This is a genomic window from Streptomyces sp. NPDC028711, from assembly GCF_055565415.1.
Genome location: NZ_JBVHUJ010000003.1, coordinates 605,736 through 626,942, shown reverse-complemented (window position 1 = coordinate 626,942; position 21,207 = coordinate 605,736). Strand labels below are relative to the sequence as shown.

The 21,207-nt window shown below is 69.1% G+C and carries 18 protein-coding genes and 2 pseudogenes; 7 read left to right on the top strand and 13 right to left on the bottom strand.

What is annotated here, in order from left to right; translation table 11 throughout:
- Nucleotides 1-8: 8 nt before the first annotated feature.
- The 6 genes from ACZ4VK_RS13895 to ACZ4VK_RS13870 form a co-directional block, all read right to left on the bottom strand.
- Nucleotides 9-995, bottom strand: a complete 987-nt coding sequence (locus ACZ4VK_RS13895) for a hypothetical protein (protein WP_468351811.1) — start codon at nt 993-995, stop codon at nt 9-11.
- 34 nt (nt 996-1,029) lie between these two features.
- Nucleotides 1,030-1,614 carry a signal peptidase I gene (gene lepB / locus ACZ4VK_RS13890; protein WP_468351809.1) on the bottom strand — a complete coding sequence of 195 codons (585 nt, stop codon included), beginning with the start codon at nt 1,612-1,614 and terminating at the stop codon, nt 1,030-1,032.
- A gap of 14 nt (nt 1,615-1,628) precedes the next feature.
- Nucleotides 1,629-1,973 (bottom strand): hypothetical protein, encoded by a 345-nt coding sequence (locus ACZ4VK_RS13885; protein ID WP_468351807.1) that lies wholly within the window; start codon nt 1,971-1,973, stop codon nt 1,629-1,631.
- A 342-nt stretch (nt 1,974-2,315) separates the two neighbouring features.
- Nucleotides 2,316-3,845, bottom strand: coding sequence for a helix-turn-helix domain-containing protein (locus tag ACZ4VK_RS13880; protein WP_468351805.1), 1,530 nt, complete (start codon nt 3,843-3,845; stop codon nt 2,316-2,318).
- 51 nt (nt 3,846-3,896) lie between these two features.
- Complete coding sequence (locus tag ACZ4VK_RS13875) at nt 3,897-4,253, bottom strand: VOC family protein (protein ID WP_468351804.1); 357 nt, start codon at nt 4,251-4,253, stop codon at nt 3,897-3,899.
- 92 nt (nt 4,254-4,345) lie between these two features.
- Nucleotides 4,346-5,386 (bottom strand): saccharopine dehydrogenase family protein, encoded by a 1,041-nt coding sequence (locus tag ACZ4VK_RS13870; protein WP_468351802.1) that lies wholly within the window; start codon nt 5,384-5,386, stop codon nt 4,346-4,348.
- A 103-nt stretch (nt 5,387-5,489) separates the two neighbouring features.
- Here ACZ4VK_RS13870 and ACZ4VK_RS13865 point away from each other — a divergent pair, with 103 nt between their 5' ends.
- Nucleotides 5,490-6,425 carry a helix-turn-helix domain-containing protein gene (locus ACZ4VK_RS13865; RefSeq protein WP_468351800.1) on the top strand — a complete coding sequence of 312 codons (936 nt, stop codon included), beginning with the start codon at nt 5,490-5,492 and terminating at the stop codon, nt 6,423-6,425.
- Between the two features lie 48 nt (nt 6,426-6,473).
- On the opposite strand, the gene ACZ4VK_RS13860 is transcribed toward ACZ4VK_RS13865, so the two are convergent.
- The 6 genes and pseudogenes from ACZ4VK_RS13860 to ACZ4VK_RS13835 form a co-directional block, all read right to left on the bottom strand.
- Nucleotides 6,474-7,028, bottom strand: coding sequence for a Clp protease N-terminal domain-containing protein (locus ACZ4VK_RS13860; protein ID WP_468351798.1), 555 nt, complete (start codon nt 7,026-7,028; stop codon nt 6,474-6,476).
- Nucleotides 7,028-7,237, bottom strand: coding sequence for a helix-turn-helix domain-containing protein (locus ACZ4VK_RS13855; protein WP_360315884.1), 210 nt, complete (start codon nt 7,235-7,237; stop codon nt 7,028-7,030). Before ACZ4VK_RS13855 ends, ACZ4VK_RS13860 begins: the two co-directional genes overlap by 1 nt.
- Nucleotides 7,238-7,342: 105 nt before the next feature.
- Nucleotides 7,343-7,756 (bottom strand): hypothetical protein, encoded by a 414-nt coding sequence (locus tag ACZ4VK_RS13850; protein ID WP_468351795.1) that lies wholly within the window; start codon nt 7,754-7,756, stop codon nt 7,343-7,345.
- 468 nt (nt 7,757-8,224) lie between these two features.
- The gene (locus tag ACZ4VK_RS13845) at nt 8,225-8,617 is read right to left on the bottom strand and encodes a hypothetical protein (RefSeq protein WP_468351793.1); all 393 of its coding nucleotides are present in this window, start codon (nt 8,615-8,617) and stop codon (nt 8,225-8,227) included.
- Nucleotides 8,618-8,646: 29 nt separating this feature from the next.
- Nucleotides 8,647-8,870: pseudogene (locus tag ACZ4VK_RS13840) on the bottom strand (transposase family protein); the annotation flags it as partial.
- A 789-nt stretch (nt 8,871-9,659) separates the two neighbouring features.
- A pseudogene (locus tag ACZ4VK_RS13835) lies at nt 9,660-10,411 on the bottom strand (TnsA-like heteromeric transposase endonuclease subunit).
- Between the two features lie 317 nt (nt 10,412-10,728).
- Here ACZ4VK_RS13835 and acnA point away from each other — a divergent pair.
- Entirely contained in the window at nt 10,729-13,446 is a 2,718-nt protein-coding gene (gene acnA / locus ACZ4VK_RS13830; protein WP_468351792.1) for an aconitate hydratase AcnA, read from the top strand.
- Between the two features lie 103 nt (nt 13,447-13,549).
- Here the strand turns inward: acnA and ACZ4VK_RS13825 are convergent, their stop codons facing one another.
- Nucleotides 13,550-14,455 (bottom strand): FG-GAP repeat domain-containing protein, encoded by a 906-nt coding sequence (locus tag ACZ4VK_RS13825; RefSeq protein WP_468351790.1) that lies wholly within the window; start codon nt 14,453-14,455, stop codon nt 13,550-13,552.
- Nucleotides 14,456-14,981: 526 nt separating this feature from the next.
- Between ACZ4VK_RS13825 and ngcE the strand changes: the two genes are divergently transcribed.
- The 5 genes from ngcE (at nt 14,982) to ACZ4VK_RS13800 (ending at nt 20,969) form a co-directional block, all read left to right on the top strand.
- Nucleotides 14,982-16,427 carry an N-acetylglucosamine/diacetylchitobiose ABC transporter substrate-binding protein gene (gene ngcE / locus ACZ4VK_RS13820; RefSeq protein ID WP_468351788.1) on the top strand — a complete coding sequence of 482 codons (1,446 nt, stop codon included), beginning with the start codon at nt 14,982-14,984 and terminating at the stop codon, nt 16,425-16,427.
- A 100-nt stretch (nt 16,428-16,527) separates the two neighbouring features.
- On the top strand, nt 16,528-17,457 hold the full coding sequence (locus tag ACZ4VK_RS13815) for a carbohydrate ABC transporter permease (RefSeq protein ID WP_468351786.1): 930 nt from the start codon (nt 16,528-16,530) through the stop codon (nt 17,455-17,457).
- Nucleotides 17,457-18,389 (top strand): carbohydrate ABC transporter permease, encoded by a 933-nt coding sequence (locus ACZ4VK_RS13810; protein WP_468351784.1) that lies wholly within the window; start codon nt 17,457-17,459, stop codon nt 18,387-18,389. The genes ACZ4VK_RS13815 and ACZ4VK_RS13810 overlap by 1 nt, the downstream gene beginning before the upstream one ends.
- A gap of 181 nt (nt 18,390-18,570) precedes the next feature.
- Nucleotides 18,571-19,782: an ROK family transcriptional regulator gene (locus ACZ4VK_RS13805; RefSeq protein WP_468351782.1), complete on the top strand. Its 1,212-nt coding sequence runs from the start codon at nt 18,571-18,573 to the stop codon at nt 19,780-19,782.
- 122 nt (nt 19,783-19,904) lie between these two features.
- Nucleotides 19,905-20,969 (top strand): sugar ABC transporter substrate-binding protein, encoded by a 1,065-nt coding sequence (locus tag ACZ4VK_RS13800; RefSeq protein ID WP_468351780.1) that lies wholly within the window; start codon nt 19,905-19,907, stop codon nt 20,967-20,969.
- Nucleotides 20,970-21,207 lie beyond the last annotated feature (238 nt).

Below are 21,207 nucleotides of genomic sequence, written 5' to 3'. Positions count from 1 at the left end.
GGAAAGGTCTAACGGGCGGTGTCGGGCACCTCGATCCGGCCGGTGAAGACACCTCGTGTGTCCGCACGGAGCTTCTGCTCGTACCGGAGCTGCCCGCCCTCGTGCGGGACGGTGAATCCGAAGGAGGACCGGTGGGAGGCCATCCGGTAGGTGCGCGCGTCCAGGACGAGGGTCTCCTCGAACCCGGCCAGTACGATCCGCTCCTCGCCCGCCGTGGCCCCTGCCCTCCGCAGCTTGTCCAGGGTGGGCCGGAACTCCCGGGCGGCCTTCGCGACGGCCGGCCGCTCCGTGCGGTCGGCCAGGTGCGCGGCGGGGATCCGCACCCGGAGCCTGATCTCGCCGCCCGTCCTGGTGACCTCGATCCGCTCGCCCCGCTCGACGTACGCGGTGAAGGAGGCGAGCGCGGCCGACGGGTCCTCCACCTTGGCGGCGATCTCCGGGTCGGTCAGGGGCCCCTCGGTCCACGGGGTGCCGGGCGCGCCTTCCCGCACGTACCCGACGCCGTCCACGGCGAACACCTCCTCGGCCTTGCGCCTGCCCTTGCTGACGACCGTGCCGCTCTGGTGCAGGGCCTCCGGGCTGCCGGTCCGCTCCACCGTGGCGAAGTACGAGGCGGAGCTGCCCTGCCCTTCCAGCGCGCCGCTCTGCTCAAGCGACTCCTCGCCCGTCACCGCGAAGGTCCACCCGGTCTCGGCGCCCATGGCCGCCTCCGCCCGTGCCAGCAGCTCTGCCGGGCCGTCCTCCGGGCCCTCCGAGGCGCCCGCGGAGGCTTCCACTGACGCCGCGGACACGGACACGGACGGGGACGTGCTCCCGGCCCCCGGACCCGCCACGGGCTGCGTCCCGCAGCCGCTCACTGCGGCGAGGACGACCAGACCTGCCGCGGACCGCAGAAGCCGACTCTTCATCGCCACGTAGCCGCCGGGTGCGGCGAGCCGCCCGGCGTTGTCGTGCCGCAGGGGCTCCCAGGTGGGGACGCGGGATATCGAGGGCAACTCTTCCTCCAAGGTGTCGTCGGCTGAACCGTCGTCATCGGACGGGGTGTCTCTTCCGCCCGGCGATCTCCGTCGCGATCGCGCCGAGGACGAGGACGAGCCCGAGCGTCGCCGTCAGCCCGGCCCCGACGAGGCCGGAGCGGTCGTCGACCGCGCGCGCCAGGACCGCCTGTTCCGCGACGGTGCCCGACCGGTCGTCCAGGAAGTGCCGGGAGTCGTAGGCGTTGGCCCGGTGGTCGCCGAGCAGGAAGAGCCGTCCCGCGGGGACCACCACGTCGTACGCGGGAGCCATGCCCGAGGGGTCGCCGTCCTTGACGTACGGCTCGGCCAGCGGTTTACCGTTCACGGTCACCGGCTCTCCGGGCCTCTGCGCGATCCGGTCGCCGCCGACGCCGATGACCCGCTGGATCACCGCGAGCCCGCCGTGGCGCTCGGCGGACCGCTGGAGCACCACATCGCCCCGCCGGACCGACCCGGCCTCGGTGCGCTCCAGGAGGACACGATCCCCCGGCGTGTACGTCGGCCGCATGGCGTCGCCCGAGACCGTGGCCGTCGTGTACCCGGTGCGGACGTGCACGACCGCTCCCACCATCAGGACCAGCCCCAGCACCCCCAGCATCCGGAAGACCGTTCTCACTGTGCTGCCCCGTTCATTTCCCCCACCATGCGCCCCAGAACTCCGTGCGTTTTTCGCTGGAATTCGGGATACGGTTCCGCGATGCTGCCGAGGGCATCGGCGGAGCAACGAAATGCGGTTTCCAGGAAGTCGGCAATTCCGCACGAGCCGGGAACGCGGTCCCGCGAGCGCAGGACCGTCAGGTCCTCGCCCTTCGGAACGAATTCGATCAGCATGCTGCTCTCGGTGAAACCGACACGGCCGGGCTGCCCGCCCGAGACGGCTCGTGCCGCCAGGAGAACATAGTGCACGAAGTCGAGCAGCGAAACCCTCGGCTTCTCGGGCCCGAAACCCGCTGCCAAGCTGCGCAGACTCGCGGCGTACGGCGACTGCCCGCGCGAGTGGACGCTCCGCCCCGACGCCCCGCCGCCAGAGACCGGACCCCGCACCCTCCACGACCAGTACCGGTCAGCAGCTGCGCTGGTGAGGCACAGGTCCGGGGAACGCACTCGGGTGGGTCGTGCAGCCCCTCCCGAAGGGTGCCGAGGAGGGCGACTCCGCGCCTGCCGTGCCGGCCAGGGTCCGTACCCGGCCCGCCGCGTGGGTCGACTCGGGCGCGAAGTCCCAGAGAAGTCCCACGCGGCGTGGCCGCAGTTTCCGGCGTCGCGGTCAGAGAGGTCGGACCGGCCGTTTCTGGCAGCCCCTCAGATGTCCCGGAAGATCTCGATCTGCGCGCCGATCGAGTTCAGTCGCTCCGCGAGGTCCTCGTACCCCCGGTTGATGACGTACACGTTGCGGAGGACCGAGGTGCCCTCCGCTGCCATCATCGCGAGGAGGACGACCACGGCGGGGCGCAGGGCCGGGGGGCACATCATCTCGGCGGCGCGCCAGCGGGTGGGGCCCTCCACCAGGACGCGGTGGGGGTCGAGGAGCTGGAGGCGGCCGCCGAGGCGGTTGAGGTCGGTGAGGTAGATGGCCCGGTTGTCGTAGACCCAGTCGTGGATGAGGGTCTTGCCCTGGGCGGTGGCCGCGATCGCCGCGAAGAACGGCACGTTGTCGATGTTCAGGCCCGGGAACGGCATCGGGTGGATCTTGTCGATCGGCGCCTCCAGCTTGGAGGGGCGGACCGTCAGGTCGACCAGGCGGGTGCGGCCGTTGTCCGCCGGGTACTCGGCCGAGCGGTCGTGGTCGAGGCCCATCTCCTCAAGGACCGCGAGCTCGATCTCCATGAACTCGATCGGGACCCGGCGGATCGTCAGCTCCGACTCGGTGACCACGGCCGCGGCCAGCAGGCTCATCGCCTCGACCGGGTCCTCCGAGGGGGAGTAGTCCACGTCCACGTCGATCTGGGGCACGCCGTGCACGGTCAGGGTGGTGGTGCCGATGCCGTCCACGCGTACGCCGAGGGCCTCGAGGAAGAAGCACAGGTCCTGGACCATGTAGTTGGAGGAGGCGTTGCGGATGACGGTCACGCCGTCGTGCCGGGCGGCGGCGAGCAGCGCGTTCTCCGTGACGGTGTCCCCGCGCTCGGTCAGTACGATCGGGCGGCCGGGGGAGACCGAGCGCTCGACCTGGGCGTGGTAGATGCCCTCGGTGGCCGTGATGTCGAGGCCGAAGCGGCGCAGCGCGATCATGTGCGGTTCGATCGTGCGCGTACCCAGGTCGCAGCCGCCGGCGTACGGCAGTTTGAAGCGGTCCATGCGGTGCAGCAGCGGGCCGAAGAACATGATGATCGAGCGGGTGCGGATCGCGGCGTCCGCGTCGATCGAGTCCATGTCCAGCTCGGCCGGGGGCACGATCTCCAGGTCGACGCCGTCGTTGATCCAGCGGGTGCGGACGCCGATGGAGTTGAGCACCTCCAGGAGCCGGAAGACCTCCTCGATGCGGGCGACCCGGCGCAGGACCGTGCGGCCCTTGTTGAGGAGGGAGGCGCAGAGCAGCGCGACACAGGCGTTCTTGCTCGTCTTGACGTCGATGGCGCCGGAGAGTCTGCGGCGGCCCACGACCCTGAGGTGCATCGGTCCCGCGTAACCCAGAGACACGATCTCACTGTCGAGGGCCTCGCCGATCCGGGCGATCATCTCAAGACTGATGTTCTGGTTGCCGCGCTCGATCCGGTTGACGGCGCTCTGGCTCGTGGCCAGTGCTTCGGCGAGCTGCGTCTGCGTCCAGCCGCGGTGCTGACGGGCGTCACGGATGAGCTTGCCGATGCGTACGAGGTAGTCGTCTGCCATGGCGTCACGTTATCTCAGATATGAGATGGTGATCGTCGTCGGGGTGGGCCGTCAGGGTGACAGGCCGTGTGCGGTGGGGTGGCGCGGCTCGTACAGGGGGAGTTCGGTGCCGCTCGGCAGCCGGACGGCGGCGAGCAGTCCCCAGCCCTGGTCGGTGATGGCGCGTGAGATCTCGGCGCCCCGGTCCTCCAGGGCCGTCAGCGTCTCGGTGAGGTCCTCGCACATGAGGTACACCTCGTGTTTCGGCTCCTCCGTCGTGGGATGCACCGCGATCTCGGCCGGTGGCAGTTTGAAGACGAGCCAGCCGCCGCCCGCGTCCACGTGCGCGAAGCCGAAGACGTCCTTGAGGAAGGCCCGGTCCGCTTCGGCGTTCCGGGTGTACAGAATCACATGCGCGCCGCTGAACATGACCCGATCCTCGACCCGCCGTACGGCCACGGCAATCGCTCCGCGCCCGTACGGGGGGCGGGGGCGGCCCCCGCCGCCCGCCTCCGTACGCGCTACGGCAATTCGACCGACACATGGGCAGACAGGGCGCCCAGGAAGTCGGCCGCGTCGAAGACCGCGCCGGCCGAGGCGACCCCGACCGTCCTGGTCCGCCCCGAAAGCACCCGGTCGACGGCCTCCACGGCGAGCGGCGCGCTCACGGCGTAGATGTCCTGACCGCGCGCCACCGCGCGCCGCTCCTCGCCGCCTGAGCGCACGACCACGTCCACCAGGAAGGTCTGCGCGGACCGGCCGCGCTCGTCGACCGCGGCCGGCGCCGGGGTGTCCGAGGAGGCCAGGTCCTTCGCCGCCCCGGCGGCCATGTAGGTGCGGACCTCGGGGACGTCCAGATGGCTGGGGACCGTGACGACATCGGCCATGGTGAAGTCGCCGATCACGGAGCTGACCCCCAGCGGCTCCGGGAAGGCCCACTTCTCGGCCGCGGGCGGGGCCCCGTCGCCGTACTCCAGACGCCCCCCGGTGAAGCGGACGTGCCGGCCGTCCCTGCGCTCGCGCGAGACCGCCCCCGCCGTACGGGTCCCGGCCGTGGGGTGCCAGCTGCTCAGCCCGTACGCGACGTGCACCTCGTCGGCCGACGTCCGGTCACCGAGGGCCGCGGTGACCAGGAGGTCGCCGAGACCGCCGAAGAAGGCCATCGCGGGGACCACCACGGTGCCCGCGGCACGGGCGGGCTCCGCGAACCGGGCGAACGTGTCGACGTTGGCCTCGATCTCGGCCGCCACGTCCACGTACGGGATCCGGGCGCGCAGCGCGGCCTCGATCACGGGGGCGGCGGTCGAGGCGAACGGCCCCGCGCAGTTGATCACGGCGGCGGCGCCGGTGAACGCCCGGTCGAGCGAGGCGGGGTCGTCGACCGTGGCCGGCCGGACCTCGAGGCCGGCGAGCTCCGGACGGGACGCCGCGAACTCCGCCAGCTTGCCGGCGTCACGCCCGGACAGAACGGGGACGAACCCGCGGTCCAGCAGCTCCGCCACCACGAATCGCCCGGTGTGCCCGTAGGCGCCGAACACCGCGACCGTCCGTACCGAATCCATGACTTCCTCCGTCGCCCGCTGTCGTCTTCCGATACGAGAAGCCTGTCAGGGGCCGTCGACCCGAGCCAGTGTCCGGAACGACACGCCCCGTACAATTACGGACATGGGAACAGTCGCGCTGGCGGTCACCGACGGAATGCTGCACTTCGAACTCTCCATCGCCCACGAGGTGTTCGACGACGACGCGTACGACCTCACCGTCTGCGGGCCGGGGCCCGTGCGGTTCGGCAGGTTCCGGCTCGAGCCGGACGCCGGGCTCGACCGGCTCGCGCACGCCGACACGGTGATCGTCCCCGGGTGGGCCGACGTCGACGTGGACCCGCCCGCCGAGCTCGTCGACGCGGTCCGCGCCGCCCACGAGGCGGGCGCGCGGGTCGCCTCGCTGTGCACGGGCGCGTTCGTACTGGCCGCCGCCGGGCTGCTCGACGGCCTCCGCGCGACCACGCACTGGGCGCACACCGACGTCCTGGCGACCCGTCACCCCCTGGTGGAGGTCGACCCGGACGTGCTCTACGTCGACAACGGCAGCGTGCTCACCTCCGCGGGCAAGGCCGCAGCGATGGACCTGTGCCTCCATCTGGTCCGGCTCGACCACGGCTCGGCCCACGCCAACACGATCGCCCGCCGCCTTGTCGTGCCGCCGCACCGGTCGGGCGGCCAGGCCCAGTTCGTGACCGCGCCCGTGCCGGCCCAGGACGACCACCCGCTCGCCGAACTGTTCCCCTGGGCGATCGAGCGGCTCGACCAGGCGCTGACGGTGGAGGACCTGGCCCGCCGGGCCAACATGAGCTCGCGTCACCTCGGCCGCCACTTCCGGTCGGTGACCGGCGTGACCCCGCTGCAGTGGCTGCTGACCCAGCGGATCCGGCGCGCCCAGGAACTCCTCGAATCCAGCGGCGACAGCCTCGACAGCATCGCGGCGGCCACGGGCATGGGTACGGCGACGACACTGCGCCGCCACTTCAACCGCACGCTCGGCGTCCCCCCGGACACGTACCGCCGCACGTTCCGCCGCTCGGCGGCCCGCGCCGGCGTGTGAGGGCCGGCCGGCGCCGGGTCGGCGTGTCGGCGAGCGCGGGTCAGCGGGTCAACAGGCCGACGGACCGGCGATCGCGCTGTCGACCGCCGCATACGTCACGCCATGGTCCGCGAGGGCCTCAGCGACGACCCCGCCGGTCATCGTGAGCGCGAGCAGGATGTGCTCGTCGCCGATCTCCCGGTCCTTGCGGGCCAGCGCCACGCGGAGGGACTTCTCCAGGACGGTCTTGGCCTCCCGGGAGAAGGTCTGACGGCCCGACCACCAGCCGGAGTCCTTGCGGTCGCCCGCGAGCGCGCCCGTGCCGTGGGTCTCCTCCACCCGCGCGACGACCGCCCCGACGTCGATGCCCAGGTCCGCCAGGGCGTTCGCGTCGGCGCGGGACAGCCCCGCCCGGCGCCGGGCCTCGGCGAGGTCCGCCACCAGGGACGGCCGGCGGTCCGGCGGGCAGAGCCGGCGCAGCGCGGCCGCGGCCCGGGAGTCCTCCCGGTCGAGCAGGGACAGGAGTACGTGCTCCTGGGTGACGACGGTCGCGCCGCCCCGCTCCGCGTGCCCGAACGCCCCCTTCACCACGGCCCGCGCGTCTTTCGTGAACCGTTCGAACATCACTGCCTCCCGTACTTCTTGTGGACGGCCTGCCGGCTGACTCCCAGTTCGGTCGCGATCTCCTGCCACGACCAGCCCTGGTTGCGCGCACTGCGCACCTGGACGGCCTCCAGCTGTTCGAGCAGTCGCCGCAGCGCGGAGACGGCCCGCAGTCCGACCCGGGGATCCCGGTCACCCGCTCGCGTGGCGAGATCGGTCGCATCGCTCATAAAGTCAACCTACGTTGACAGCGAAGGTGATGTCAACCCTGGTTGACATCTCGACTCTCGCTCCTCAGCGGCCGGACATGCCCTGCTCGCCACCGCCGAACACGACTAAGTTTGTTGGCAAACGATCACGTGAGATCGGTCGCGGCCCTGGCGGTTACGTCGGCTGGTCAGTCCCAGTCGGACGCTGGCGATGGATGGCGGTACGCCCCACCGCCGGGGATCCAGGTCCTCCAGATCGATGTCCGCGACGGAGCCCTGGGCAGGCTGAAGCCTCGGGAAGGGCGGCCGCAGCTTCTCGTTGCCGAACAACGCGCGCGTGCTCACTGTGCTGCGGGTCAGCTTCCGGCATCGCGTGATCTCGTAGGGAAACCAGTGCAGCCGGTAGGAGGTGTAGGGGGTGAACTCCTCCAGGCTGGTCATGGATCCGATCTCGGGCGGGATGCGGACCAAGTTGCCGCCGTAGAGCACCAGGTGTTTGACCGCCGTCAGTCTGGCGATGCTCGGCGGCAGGGTGATCACCTGCCGCCGCTCTTCTGGGCTCAGCTCGGTGAGGGGACGGAACTCTTCGCGCCCGTCGGCGATGGCCTCATCGACCAGCTCCAGCAGGTGCTGCCAGCCCGGGGCGGAGGTGTCCTGCCGTTCGGTGTGGAACCCGACGCGGGCTCGCGGTTACGGCCTGGACTGGTCGAAGCACGAGCACGCGTCCCGGCGGGGCCCCCGCCGCTCCGGGGCTGGATCTGATGTGTCGCCCCAGCGGTTCACGTAGAGCCTCGGTTCATCCTCGTCCGTCATGGCACCAAGATACGGAGGTTGCTGAGGGCCGTTTCAGTGACTGAGTCTTTTCCAACCTGAGGTTGCAGGTCACGGGGCTGGCGTGGGGCGAGTGCGGGGTGCCCGGGCTGGTCGGGTCCTTGATCGGCAGCCTGTGATGGTCGGCCAGCGGGAGGATTGCGCCGACACCTGGATCGTGCCGCTTTTTCGTGTGTCCTACCAGAGGGTGCCCGGTCCCGCGATGACCCAGCCAGCGTCGACAGGCTTTACCCAGAAGCTCAAAGCCACCTCGATTATCTGCGCGCGGTAGGTGATCTCAACGTAGAAATGGCTGCCGGTGTCGCCCCAGTGGAAGTCCGCGAGATTGAGTTCGCCGAGCCAGGACAGATCCTGCTCCCATTCGTCGGCAGCAGGGCTTCTGCTCGCCTCGCCCCCAGCGGCGCTCGCTTCGACGGGCCCGGCCCACAGTGACTTGAGCACATGACGGACCGGGCCGTGATCGATGAGCTGTTCGGCCTCAGGGATCCTCCCGGATTGGAGCAGGCTGAAGTAGCAGCGAACGACAGCTTCGACGTCCGCCTTGGCAGGGTGCTCCGTCCAGATCCTCACCGCGAGATCATACGAGTTCGGTGACTGACTTAGTCTGAGCTGGCCAGTTGGAGGGTGAGGACGGCTTGGACGAGGTTCGTGATCCGGGTCGTTGAACACCGGAGTTTGCGGAGGAGCCGCCAGGACTTGAGGGTGGCGATGGCTTGTTCGACCAGTGCCCGGATCTTGGCCTGAGACCGGTTGACGGCCTGTTGGCCGATGGACAACTTCTCCCACCGGCCTCGAAAGGGTGACGCACCGTCCCGTCTGCACCCGTCTGTCAGGCCAATTGCCAGCCCGCGCGGGAGGTTGGAAAAGGCTCACTATGTGCGCGCGAGAGACTCAGGGGCGAGCGCTTGCGTGAAGCTGACGCTGCTGACGGGGAATTGTGTGACGTTCCACATGCGGACGGGACCGGAAGTAGGCGTTGATGGAGGAGTAGGACACGGAGACGTCGTGGTCGTCCAACAGCCGGTTCCAGATCTCTCGGAGATCGAGGCGTTGGCCGAGCATGGCGTCAATCAGAGTTCGTGTTGAGTCGTTGATCGCGGGGGCGGGCCGTCTGGCTGGCTGCCCCGTCTTGGGTCCTTTCCTGGACCTGTAGGTGCTCGGCGCTGGCATTTCCAGGATGGCGCGGGTGGTCCAGGAGGGCAGTTGGTGGTGTCTGGACAGGTCACGGATGGTCGCGGTCCCGGACTGGGCAGTCTCGTGGATGCGGAGGGCCAGGTCCGGGTGGTCGGCCAAGGGGACGGTGCTGGGGTAGCGGACTCGGCCAGTCCGATCAGCCCGTCGCGTTGGTAGCGCTGGCGCCGCTGCTTGATGCCGCTGGCCGTCATCGCGTGCCCGGGCGCGGTCAGCTCGGCAGCCTTGGCCCGCTCACGCTGAGCCAGCGAGTTCCGTGCCGGATCGAACTCTGGCCGCGGCGCCGTCCCCGCAGGAGCATCTGACGGTAAGCCGTCCAAAACCTCCAGAATGTGCCTCTCCCACCAGCGGGCCTGTTCAGCCGCGGTCTCCGGGAATTCCGCGATCCTGCCTGTCGGAGGCACCCGCCGCCCTTTACCCGTCACAGGCCACCTTCATCCGCCAGGCGCACGATGGTGGACGGCCCCAGCGACTCGATCGCCAGTCCCTCGGCGGTCATCTCCTGGAGCCAGAGGAGATGGAACAAGACAGGGAGCGTCTCCAACCGGTCGCCGGCGGCATCGGCGCCGACCATCAGGGGGCCGGGAACGCGAAAACCTCCCGGAGCCGGTCCACGACTGGTCCGCGCAGGCACCGCGGGTGCCGGTAGCGCGACAGCCACCGGACATTTGCCAGTAGCACCGCCTCCGGCACCCCGACCCGCTCGAAGCTCCACCCCGCCTGGCCGCAGGCCAGGCGGGTGACCTCGAACGCCTCCTCGTCCTTCGGCTCGATCCGTTCATCAGCGCGGACGTCGACGACCACTGCCGAGCCGTCCCTGCGGCGTACGAAGTAGTCCGGAGCATGCCGACGTTCCCCTTTGCCGTCGTGCCAGTGCAGCCAGAACGGTTGCGAGGCGATCCACGCCACCTTGGGATCGAAGTCCATCAGCAGAAGCCGGTCCCGCTCCAGCCACGATTCGAACCCGACGTGCCGCCCGGTCGTCGCCGCCCAGTACCAGCCGGAGAAGTGACGCTCACCACGCGACCAGCGAAACGGCCGTACGGCGGCCACCTCCTCGAACCGGGCCGTTACGCAGTCCAGCAGTGGCTGCCGTCGACGCTCGCTTACCGCATCCACGTACGACAGCTCTACGTACGGCTTCGCAAGATCCGCCCCGACCGGTACGGCCACCCAGCACCCCCCAGCACGTCACCTCGTACGACTAGGTTCGCTGTCAAGGAAGTCGAAACGCCTGGGTTCGCTGGCACACGCCTCGATTGGATGGCAGCGGTCAGGGGCATGCCGGGCATGACCGAGCGGCGGGGATGCACTAGAGTTATCTCGACATCGAGATAACTGCTTACGGCGCACCGCGGACGCCCACCCGGTAAGGGTTACCTAACTAAGTCTTACCTTAGCGGATCGGCGGGGAGTCGGGCGGCACCACGCGGCGGCAGCCGCATATTGTCGCTGCGCGGTAACCGCGCACACTGATGAAGGAGACTGTCGTGTCGGCGAACAGCTTCGACGCCCGCAGCACGCTGCGCGTGGGCGACGAGTCGTACGAGATCTTCAAGCTGGACAAGGTCGAGGGCTCCGCGCGCCTCCCTTACAGCCTGAAGGTCCTCCTGGAGAACCTGCTCCGCACCGAGGACGGCGCGAACATCACCGCCGACCACATCCGGGCCCTCGGTGGCTGGGACTCGCAGGCCCAGCCGAGCCAGGAGATCCAGTTCACGCCGGCTCGCGTGATCATGCAGGACTTCACCGGCGTTCCCTGCGTCGTCGACCTCGCCACCATGCGCGAGGCCGTCAAGGAGCTCGGCGGCGACCCGGCGAAGGTCAACCCGCTCTCCCCGGCCGAGCTCGTCATCGACCACTCGGTCATCGCCGACAAGTTCGGCACCGCGGACGCCTTCGGCCAGAACGTCGAGCTGGAGTACGGCCGCAACAAGGAGCGCTACCAGTTCCTGCGCTGGGGCCAGACCGCCTTCGATGACTTCAAGGTCGTCCCCCCGGGCACCGGCATCGTCCACCAGGTGAACATCGAGCACCTGGCCCGTACGGTCATGGTCCGCAACGGCCAGGCGTACCCCGACACGCTCGTCGGCACCGACTCCCACACCACCATGGTCAACGGCCTCGGTGTGCTCGGCTGGGGCGTCGGCGGCATCGAGGCCGAGGCCGCGATGCTCGGCCAGCCGGTCTCCATGCTCATCCCGCGCGTCGTCGGCTTCAAGCTGACCGGCGAGCTCCCGGCCGGCACCACCGCCACCGACCTGGTCCTCACGATCACCGAGATGCTGCGCAAGCACGGCGTCGTCGGCAAGTTCGTCGAGTTCTACGGCGAGGGCGTCGCCGCGACCTCCCTCGCGAACCGCGCCACCATCGGCAACATGTCGCCGGAGTTCGGCTCCACCGCCGCGATCTTCCCGATCGACGGCGAGACCCTGAAGTACCTGAAGCTGACCGGCCGCTCCGAGCAGCAGGTCGCGCTCGTCGAGGCGTACGCCAAGGAGCAGGGCCTCTGGCTCGACCCGGCCGCCGAGCCCGACTTCTCCGAGAAGCTGGAGCTCGACCTCTCCACGGTCGTCCCCTCCATCGCCGGCCCGAAGCGCCCGCAGGACCGCATCGTCCTCGCGAACGCCGCCCAGCAGTTCGCCCTGGACGTCCGCAACTACGTGGACGACGTCGACGAGGCGGGCAAGGAGTCCTTCCCGGCCTCCGACGCCCCGGCCAACACCCCGAACGGCGCCCCGTCGAAGCCGGTCCTCGTGACCGCCCCCGACGGCTCGACCTACGAGATCGACCACGGCGCGGTGACGGTCGCGGCCATCACCTCCTGCACCAACACGTCGAACCCGTACGTCATGGTCGCCGCCGCGCTCGTCGCGAAGAAGGCCGTGGAGAAGGGTCTGACCCGCAAGCCGTGGGTCAAGACCACCCTCGCCCCGGGCTCGAAGGTCGTCACCGACTACTTCGACAAGGCGGGTCTCACCCCGTACCTCGACAAGGTCGGCTTCAACCTCGTCGGCTACGGCTGCACCACCTGCATCGGTAACTCCGGCCCGCTGCCGGAGGAGGTCTCCAAGGCCGTCAACGAGCACGACCTCGCGGTCACCTCGGTCCTCTCCGGCAACCGGAACTTCGAGGGCCGTATCAACCCCGACGTCAAGATGAACTACCTGGCCTCCCCGCCGCTGGTCGTCGCGTACGCCCTCGCGGGCTCCATGAAGGTGGACATCACCAAGGACGCCCTGGGCATCGACCAGGACGGCAACCCGGTTTACCTCAAGGACATCTGGCCCTCCGAGGCCGAGGTCAACGACGTCGTCGCCAACGCCATCGGCGAGGACATGTTCAACAAGTCCTACCAGGACGTCTTCGCGGGCGACGCCCAGTGGCAGGCGCTGCCGATTCCGACCGGCAACACCTTCGAGTGGGACACCGAGTCCACCTACGTCCGCAAGCCCCCGTACTTCGAGGGCATGACGATGGAGACCACCCCGGTCACCGACATCGTCGGCGCCCGCGTCCTGGCCAAGCTGGGCGACTCGGTCACCACCGACCACATCTCCCCGGCCGGTGCCATCAAGGCCGACACCCCGGCCGGCAAGTACCTCACCGAGCACGGTGTGGAGCGTCGTGACTTCAACTCCTACGGCTCGCGCCGAGGCAACCACGAGGTCATGATCCGCGGCACCTTCGCCAACATCCGCCTGCGCAACCAGATCGCGCCGGGCACCGAGGGCGGCTTCACCCGCGACTTCACCCAGCCCGACGCGCCGGTGTCGTTCATCTACGACGCCTCCCGCAACTACATCGAGCAGGGCACCCCCCTCGCGATCCTGGCGGGCAAGGAGTACGGCTCCGGCTCGTCCCGCGACTGGGCCGCCAAGGGCACCGCGCTGCTCGGCGTCAAGGCCGTCATCGCCGAGTCGTACGAGCGCATCCACCGCTCGAACCTCATCGGCATGGGCGTCCTGCCGCTCCAGTTCCCGGAGGGCGCCTCGGCCGCGACCCTGGGCCTGACCGGCGAGGAGACCTTCTCCTTCACCGGCGTCGAGGAGCTCAACAACGGCACGACCCCGCGTACGGTCAAGGTCACCACCGACACCGGTGTCGAGTTCGACGCGGTCGTCCGCATCGACACGCCCGGCGAGGCGGACTACTACCGCAACGGCGGCATCATGCAGTACGTGCTCCGCAACCTGATCCGTGGCTGACACGATCTGATCCGGTAGTCCGGTAGTCCGGTAGTCCGGCAGTACGAAAGGGCCCCGCTCCTCGGAAGAGGAGCGGGGCCCTTTCGTACTGCCCTGGGGGCGATCAGAACATCTCGCGGAAGCCGTTCCAGCCCGAGGTGCCGATCTTCACACGGGTGGTGTACGGGGCGGAGGCCCGGCCCGTGCCCTTGTACAGCCAGAGCGCGCCGGCGCTGTCGCGGGCGACGAGGTCGGCCTTGCCGTCGAAGTTCAGGTCACCCGAGGAGACCAGCGAGTTGTAGCCGTTCCAGCCGCTGCCGATGCGGCTGCGGGTGGTGAAGGGCGCCTTGTAGTTGCCGGTGCCCCTGTACAGCCACAGCACGCCCGAACGGTCACGGGCGACGAGGTCGGCCCTGCCGTCGTTGGTCAGGTCGCCCTTGCCGGCGATCTGGGTGTACGCGTTCCAGCCGGTGCCGACCCGGTAGCGCTGGGTCAGCGCGGCGTTGCCGTAGCCCAGGTAGTGCCACAGCACACCGGCGCTGTCACGGGCGAGCATGTCGTCGGCCGCGCCGCCGCCGGTGTTGGAGGCGGAGATGATCTTGTTGTAGATGTTCCAGCCGCCGCCGAGGTCGCGGGGAGCGCCGTTGTCGGCGTAGTGCAGACGGCCGTTGCGGACGGCGTACCAGCCGTCGGAGCCGCCGTCACCGTCCAGGTCGACCTGGTTGAAGTGCTTGTGGGACGACCAGCCCGTGCCGGAGTTGTCGGCGAGGCGCTGGATGGTGCCCCCGCCGACCGGCTCGTAGCCCCAGACGGTGCCCGCGCTGTTGACGCCGAAGAGGAAGTTCGTCGGCGTCGCGGCGGCGGCCGCGAACGTGGTCGCGTTCGAGCTCCGCTCGATGCCGGCGGCGGTGGGCTGCGGCGCGTCGGCCGCCACCGCGGCCGTCGTGGTGGCGACCAGGGCGGCGGTTATCGCGGCGACCGTGACACGGGACAGGACGCCCGTGCGGTTCAGGCCAGAAGTGTGGGCCACGTAGTACTCCATAGGGGAGAGGGACAAAGCAGTTCCGCCGGGCGTCCGAACACACGGACGAGGTCGGCGGTCCCCCTATGATCGCCGGTCGTCCTCACAGGATCCTTACTTTGCAGGGGGTCTGTGACACAACTGTTTCGATCCGGCCGTATGTCCCCCTTGTTCGCGCGTGTCCGCGCGGCGCCACGGGCCGCGCCCTCAAGCTGCCTACTACGGGGAGGCCTGAGGCGTTGTCAAGGGTGTCGACGAACCAATGCTTGGACGAAACGCCGCAGATCCGCCGTGCTTATCCCGGAGGTCTCAACTCGGGAAAGATGGCTGCCGAAACCTGGTTTCGATCTTGCTCAGTCGAAGGGAAGTGGACTATACCTGTCGGCGTCCAGCCTGTCGTATCCATCACACGACGGCCCGACGCCTGCACGACCCGGCTGCAAATGACCGCGGTGGCGGGGCCCTTCGCCTGTGGCGAGCGAGTACGGGCGACCGGTACACCGCCTGAGTCCTGAATGAAGGCGAGGACTTGAGCATGGGATCCACCTCCGCACACAACGGTGAGGGCCTTGGCCGTCGCGACCTGATCAAGCGTTCTGCCGCCATCGGTCTGATCTCGGTGCCGACGATGGGCTTCCTGTCCGCCTGCGCGAGCAGCGGTGACAGCGGCAACGAGAAGGTCGAGAAGGGCACGAAGTCCGACAAGAACCCGCTCGGGGTGAACGAGTCGGCAGCGCTCGACTTCGTCCTCTTCGACGGCGGATTCGGACAGCAGTACGCCAAGGACGCGATCAAGATCTACGAGGGGAATTACCCCAAGGCGAAGGTCAAGTTCACCCCGACCCAGAAGATCACCACCACGCTCCAGCCGCGCTTCAACGGCGGCAACCCGCCGGACCTCATCGACAACTCCGGCGCCGAGCAGATGGACATGGGCGTCCTCGTCGGCCAGAAGCAGCTGGCGGACCTCACCCCGCTCCTGGACGCGCCCTCCGTCGACGACCCGAGCAAGAAGGTCCGCGACACCCTGCGGCCCGGCATCGTCGAGATGGGCCAGTTCGACGGCGACCCGGTCTGGATCATGTACTACGCCTACACGATCTACGGCGTCTGGTACTCGCAGAAGCTCCTCGACTCCCTCGACGCGAAGTACCCCGAGACCTGGGACGAGATGCTGGCCGTCTGCGAGAAGGCCAAGAAGAAGGGCATCGCCGGCTGGACGTACGCGGGCAAGCACCCGTACTACGTCCCCTTCTCGCTCTACCCGATGATCGGCAAGGTCGGCGGCCGCGAGGTCCTGGACGCCATCGACAACCTGGAGCCGAAGGCCTGGGAGCACCCCGCGGTCAAGGCCTGCTTCGAGGCGTACTACGAGCTCGTCCGGAAGGGCTACATCCTCAAGGGCACGCCCGGCCTCGACCACATCCAGTCGCAGACCGCCTGGACCGAGGGCAAGGCGCTGTTCATCCCGAACGGCTCCTGGGTCGAGAACGAGGCCGCGAAGACCATGCCGGCCGACTTCAACCTGGCCGTCTCGGCCCCGACCGGCCTCGACGCCTCGGACAAGATGCCGTTCGGCACCATCTGGGCCTCCGGCGGCGAGCCCTTCATCGTCCCGGCGAAGGCGGCGAACCCCGAGGGCGGCATGGAGCAGCTGCGCATCATGCTCAGCGAGGCGTCCTCCAAGAACTTCACCCAGTCCGTGAAGTCCCTGACGGCCCTCAACGGCGGCACCGACGGCATCGACCTGACCCCCGGCCTCAAGTCCGGCGTCGCGGCGCTGGAGAAGGCCGGCCAGAACGTCGTCAACCCGCGCCTCCAGGACTGGTACGTCGCCCTCCAGAAGGAGAAGATCGGTGTCGCCGGCATCGGCGAGCTGATGGCCGGCCGCGCGACCCCGGCCGAGACGATCAAGAAGATCCAGAAGTACGCCGACGAGGCGGCCAAGGACTCCTCGATCAAGCACTACAAGCACCAGTGAGCAGTGCCGGGGCCCCTTCCCGCCGACCGGGAGCGGGCCCCGGCCCCCTCGCGCGCCACAGCAGCGGCGCGCCTCCGCGGGAAGATCGGGGTCGGTAGGAATGCAACACGGCAAGTACCGTTTCATCGTGGGGTTCCTGGCGGCCCCCCTCGCGCTCTACGCGCTCTTCGTCATCTGGCCGTTCATCCAGTCCATCTACTACTCGTTCACGGACTGGACCGGGCTGAGTCCCGAATTCTCGATGGTCGGTGTCGACAACTACAGCAGGATGCTGGACGACGAGGTCTTCTGGAAGTCGCTCCAGCACAGTCTGACCTTCGCGGTGGTGCTGCCGCTGGTGACCGTCGGGCTCGCGCTGTTCTTCGCCTTCATGCTCAATGTCGGCGGTCGGCGCCGTAAGGGCGCGGCCATCGCGGGTGTGCGGGGCTCGTCCTTCTACAAGATCGTGTATTTCTTCCCGCAGGTGCTGTCGATCGCGATCGTGGCGCTGCTCTTCCAGTTCGCGTACAACCCCAACAGCGGAGCCATCAATTCCGTTCTGAAGGGCGTCGGTCTCGGCAGCGTCCAGCCCGACTGGCTCGGAGATCCGGATCTCGCCCTCATCTGCGTGATGGTCGTCCTCGTCTGGTCCACCGTGGGATTCTTCGTCGTCCTCTTCTCGGCCGGAATGGCGTCCATTCCGCGGGACTTCTACGAGGCGGCCCTGCTCGACGGCGCGAACCGCTTCACCACGTTCTTCAAGATCACCCTGCCGCTGCTCTGGGACACCGTGCAGTCGGGCTGGATCTACATGGGCATCCTCGCGCTCGGCGCGGAATCCTTCGCCGTCGTGCAGATCATGACCGTCGGCCCCAACGGCGGCGGGCCCGACTACTCGACCATCGTCCTTCCGCTGTACGTGTACCAGAAGGCGTTCCGGGACGGTCAGGCCGCCTACGCCACGACCATCGGCGTCGCCCTCCTCCTCGTCACGCTGGCCTTCGCGGCCGTCGTGATGAAGGTGGGCCGGCGCGAGCGGCTGGAGTTCTGATGAAGACGACCACCACCACCGGCGTCGAGACCCCCGACTCCCCGGGCGGTCCGGGGCCCGTGGTCACCAAGACCGCGGCGCCCGCCCCCGTCAAGCAGTCCAAGAAGGAGGGCGGCACCCTCAACGTCTTCTCGCACGGCGTTCTGATCATCTGGGCGATCATGGTCGTGATGCCGCTGCTCTGGGCGGTCATGACCTCGTTCAAGACCGACCGGGCGATCTTCACCTCCCCGTGGGCGCTGCCCGACAGGCTGCACTTCGAGAACTGGTCGCGCGCCTGGACCGAAGCGCACATGAGCGACTACTTCCTGAACACCATCCTGGTGGTCGGCGGATCGCTCGCCGGAACCCTGCTCTTCGGCTCGATGGCGGCCTACGTCCTGGCCCGCTTCGACTTCCCGGGCAACCGCTTCATCTACTTCCTCTTCATCGGAGGGATGAGCTTCCCGATCATCCTGGCGCTCGTGCCGCTGTTCTACGTGATGCAGAACATGGCCCTGCTCAACACGCTGCACGGCCTGATCCTCGTCTACATCGCGTACTCGCTGCCGTTCACCGTCTTCTTCCTCACCGCCTTCTTCCGCACCCTGCCGACCTCGGTGGCGGAAGCGGCGTTCGTGGACGGCGCCTCGCACACCCGGACCTTCTTCCAGGTGATGCTGCCGATGGCCAAGCCGGGCCTCATCAGCGTCGGCATCTTCAACTTCCTCGGCCAGTGGAACCAGTACCTGCTGCCGACCGTGCTCAACACCGAGCCGGAGAAGAAGGTGCTCTCGCAGGGCCTCGTCCAGCTCGCCGTCAGCCAGGGCTACAAGGGCGACTGGTCCGGGCTCTTCGCCGGACTCGTCATGGCCATGCTGCCGGTCCTCGCCGCGTACATCATCTTCCAGCGGCAGGTGGTGGCCGGTCTCACCGCCGGCGCCGTCAAGTGATCCCGTAACCCTCCCGCCCGTACCCGAAGGGCCCCCCGCGCACCCGCGCCGGGGGCCCTTCGGGCATCCCCGGCGGCATGTGACACAGACCGACCGTCACTCAAGGTCTTGACGGGGACCAAGCCGAAAGCGTCCCCTTAGAGTTCACATGTTGGAGAAAACGGTGGGAGTGAGTGAGTCGATGGAGACTCCGGGGTCGCAGACGTCTCTGCACAGGGCCAATCTCGAACGGGTCGTCCGGGCGGTGCGCATGGCCGGCTCGCTCACCCAGGCGGAGATCGCCCGGGCGACGGGCCTGTCCGCCGCGACGGTCTCCAACATCGTCCGGGAGCTGAAGGACGGCGGAACCGTCGACGTCACACCGACCTCGGCGGGGGGCCGCAGGGCCCGCAGCGTCTCGCTCTCCGGCGACGCCGGCATCGTGATCGGCGTCGACTTCGGCCACACCCACCTCCGGGTGGCCGTCGGCAACCTCGCCCACCAGGTCCTCGCCGAGGAGGCCGAACCGCTCGACGTCGACGCCTCCGCCGCCGAGGGCTTCGACCGGGCGGAACAGCTGGTCAAGCGGCTGATCCGGGCCACCGGCATCGGCCAGGACAAGGTGATCGGCGTCGGTCTCGGCGTCCCGGGACCGATCGACGTCTCCTCCGGGACCCTCGGGTCGACCTCGATCCTGCCGGGCTGGAGCGGGATCAACCCCGCCGACGAGCTCTCCGGCCGCCTCGGCGTCCCCGTGCACGTCGACAACGACGCCAACCTCGGCGCCCTCGGCGAGCTGGTCTGGGGCAGCGGCCGGGGCGTCAAGGACCTGGCGTACATCAAGGTCGCCAGCGGCGTCGGCGCGGGCCTCGTCATCGACGGGCGGGTCTACCGGGGGCCAGGCGGCACCGCGGGCGAGATCGGGCACATCACGCTCGACGAGTCGGGCCCGGTCTGCCGCTGCGGCAACCGGGGCTGCCTGGAGACCTTCACCGCCGCGCGGTACGTCCTGCCGCTGCTCCAGCCGAGCCACGGCCCCGATCTGACCATGGAACGGGTCGTCCAGCTGGCCCGGGAGGGCGACCCCGGCTGCCGCCGGGTGATCGCCGACGTCGGGCGGCACATCGGCAGCGGCATCGCCAACCTCTGCAACCTCCTGAACCCCAGCCGGGTGGTCCTCGGCGGGGACCTGGCAGAGGCCGGTGAGCTGGTCCTGGCGCCCATCAGGGACTCCGTCTCGCGGTACGCGATCCCCAGCGCGGCCCGGCAGCTCTCGCTCGCTCAGGGGGCCCTCGGCGGCCGCGCCGAGGTACTCGGGGCGCTCGCTCTCGTACTGAGCGAAATGGGTGATTCGACCCTGTTGGAGAGCGCCCTGCCGGCCGCCGCGCCGGTCTCCCGGCTTGCCTTCACTTAGATAACGAACACCACCGTTGTCATCTCGTTAAGAATTTACTTCTTGACGGCAACGTTGCAGCCGAGTTGACTTCGTGCCACCTCGGCCGCAACGTCGCGGCCTCGTCAGGGAGGCAACCCCACATGAACGCAGTGACGCGTCGTGCCGTCATAGCAACGGCCGCGGTCTCGATGGCCCTCTCGCTCGCCGCCTGCGGCCAGGCCGGCGGCGACGACAGCGGAGACAAGGGCAGCTCGACCAAGATCGGCCTGCTCCTTCCGGAGAACAAGACCTCGCGCTACGAGGCCCTCGACAAGCCGCAGTTCGAGAAGGCCGTCAAGGCCGCCTGCGGCGACTGCGAGGTCGTGTACAACAACGCGGTCTCCGACGTCGTCAAGCAGAAGCAGCAGTTCGACCAGCTGATCGCCGACGGCATCAAGGTCATCGCGCTCGACCCGGTCGACGCCACCAAGGCCGAGGGCTGGGTCAAGGACGCCAAGGCCAAGGGCGTCAAGGTCGTCGCGTACGACCGTGCCGTCAAGGGCGCCGACGCCTACGTCAGCCACGACAACAACAAGGTCGGCGAGCTCCAGGGCCAGGCGCTCCTCGCCGCCCTCGGCGGCAAGGCCGCGTCGGCCAACGTCGTGATGATCAACGGCGACGAGAAGGACCCGAACGCCGCGCTGTTCAAGAAGGGCGCCCACGCCGCCCTCGACGGCAAGGTCGGCAAGATCGCCTACGAGGCCTCCGGCGAGTGGGACCCCAAGGTCGCGGGCGAGAAGATGTCCGCCGCGATCTCCTCGGTCGGCAAGGACAAGATCGGCGCGGTCTACTCCGCCAACGACGGCATGGCCGGCGGCATCATCACCTCCCTCGAGAACGCCGGCATCAAGAACATCCCGGTGGGCGGCCAGGACGCCGAGGTCGCGGGCATCCAGCGGATCATCGCCGGCACGCAGACCTTCACCATCTACAAGTCGCCGCTCCAGCTGGCCCCCGAGGCCGCCAAGTTCGCGGTGAACCTGCTCCAGGGCAAGGAGCTCGGCGCCCAGGGCGCGACCGACGGCGTGCCGTCGACGCTCTTCCCGCCGGTCGTGGTCGACAAGACCAACATCCAGACCACCGTCGTCAAGGACGGCATCTACAAGGCCGCCGACCTCTGCACCTCGGACCTCGCCGCCAAGTGCACCGAGCTGGGCGTCAAGTAACACCTGACCCCACCCGCCGGGCCTCCCGAGGCCCGGTGTCACGGATCCCGCGTACGGCCCACCGGCAGCCCCTCGGACGGGGCGGCCGGGAGGCCGCCGCCACGGCCCGCGTACAGAGGGTGAAGACCCCTGGTAACCGCGGCCGGCGCGATGACCGGATCCGTCCCCCCGCCCGTCCGGCCCCCGGCCGACCCAGACCCCGCTGTCGGTCCGGGGGCCGGACGAGCTCAGCCCCCCT

Bases quoted from the DNA above. Each gene is read 5' to 3' on its own strand.
- lepB (WP_468351809.1), bottom strand. From the start codon at position 1,614: ATGCTGGGGGTGCTGGGGCTGGTCCTGATGGTGGGAGCGGTCGTGCAC.
- ACZ4VK_RS13880 (WP_468351805.1), bottom strand. From the start codon at position 3,845: ATGGCAGACGACTACCTCGTACGCATCGGCAAGCTCATCCGTGACGCC.
- ACZ4VK_RS13875 (WP_468351804.1), bottom strand. From the start codon at position 4,253: ATGTTCAGCGGCGCGCATGTGATTCTGTACACCCGGAACGCCGAAGCG.
- ACZ4VK_RS13870 (WP_468351802.1), bottom strand. From the start codon at position 5,386: ATGGATTCGGTACGGACGGTCGCGGTGTTCGGCGCCTACGGGCACACC.
- ACZ4VK_RS13865 (WP_468351800.1), top strand. From the start codon at position 5,490: ATGGGAACAGTCGCGCTGGCGGTCACCGACGGAATGCTGCACTTCGAA.
- ACZ4VK_RS13860 (WP_468351798.1), bottom strand. From the start codon at position 7,028: ATGTTCGAACGGTTCACGAAAGACGCGCGGGCCGTGGTGAAGGGGGCG.
- ACZ4VK_RS13855 (WP_360315884.1), bottom strand. From the start codon at position 7,237: ATGAGCGATGCGACCGATCTCGCCACGCGAGCGGGTGACCGGGATCCC.
- ngcE (WP_468351788.1), top strand. From the start codon at position 14,982: ATGGGATCCACCTCCGCACACAACGGTGAGGGCCTTGGCCGTCGCGAC.
- ACZ4VK_RS13815 (WP_468351786.1), top strand. From the start codon at position 16,528: ATGCAACACGGCAAGTACCGTTTCATCGTGGGGTTCCTGGCGGCCCCC.
- ACZ4VK_RS13810 (WP_468351784.1), top strand. From the start codon at position 17,457: ATGAAGACGACCACCACCACCGGCGTCGAGACCCCCGACTCCCCGGGC.
- ACZ4VK_RS13805 (WP_468351782.1), top strand. From the start codon at position 18,571: ATGGAGACTCCGGGGTCGCAGACGTCTCTGCACAGGGCCAATCTCGAA.
- ACZ4VK_RS13800 (WP_468351780.1), top strand. From the start codon at position 19,905: ATGAACGCAGTGACGCGTCGTGCCGTCATAGCAACGGCCGCGGTCTCG.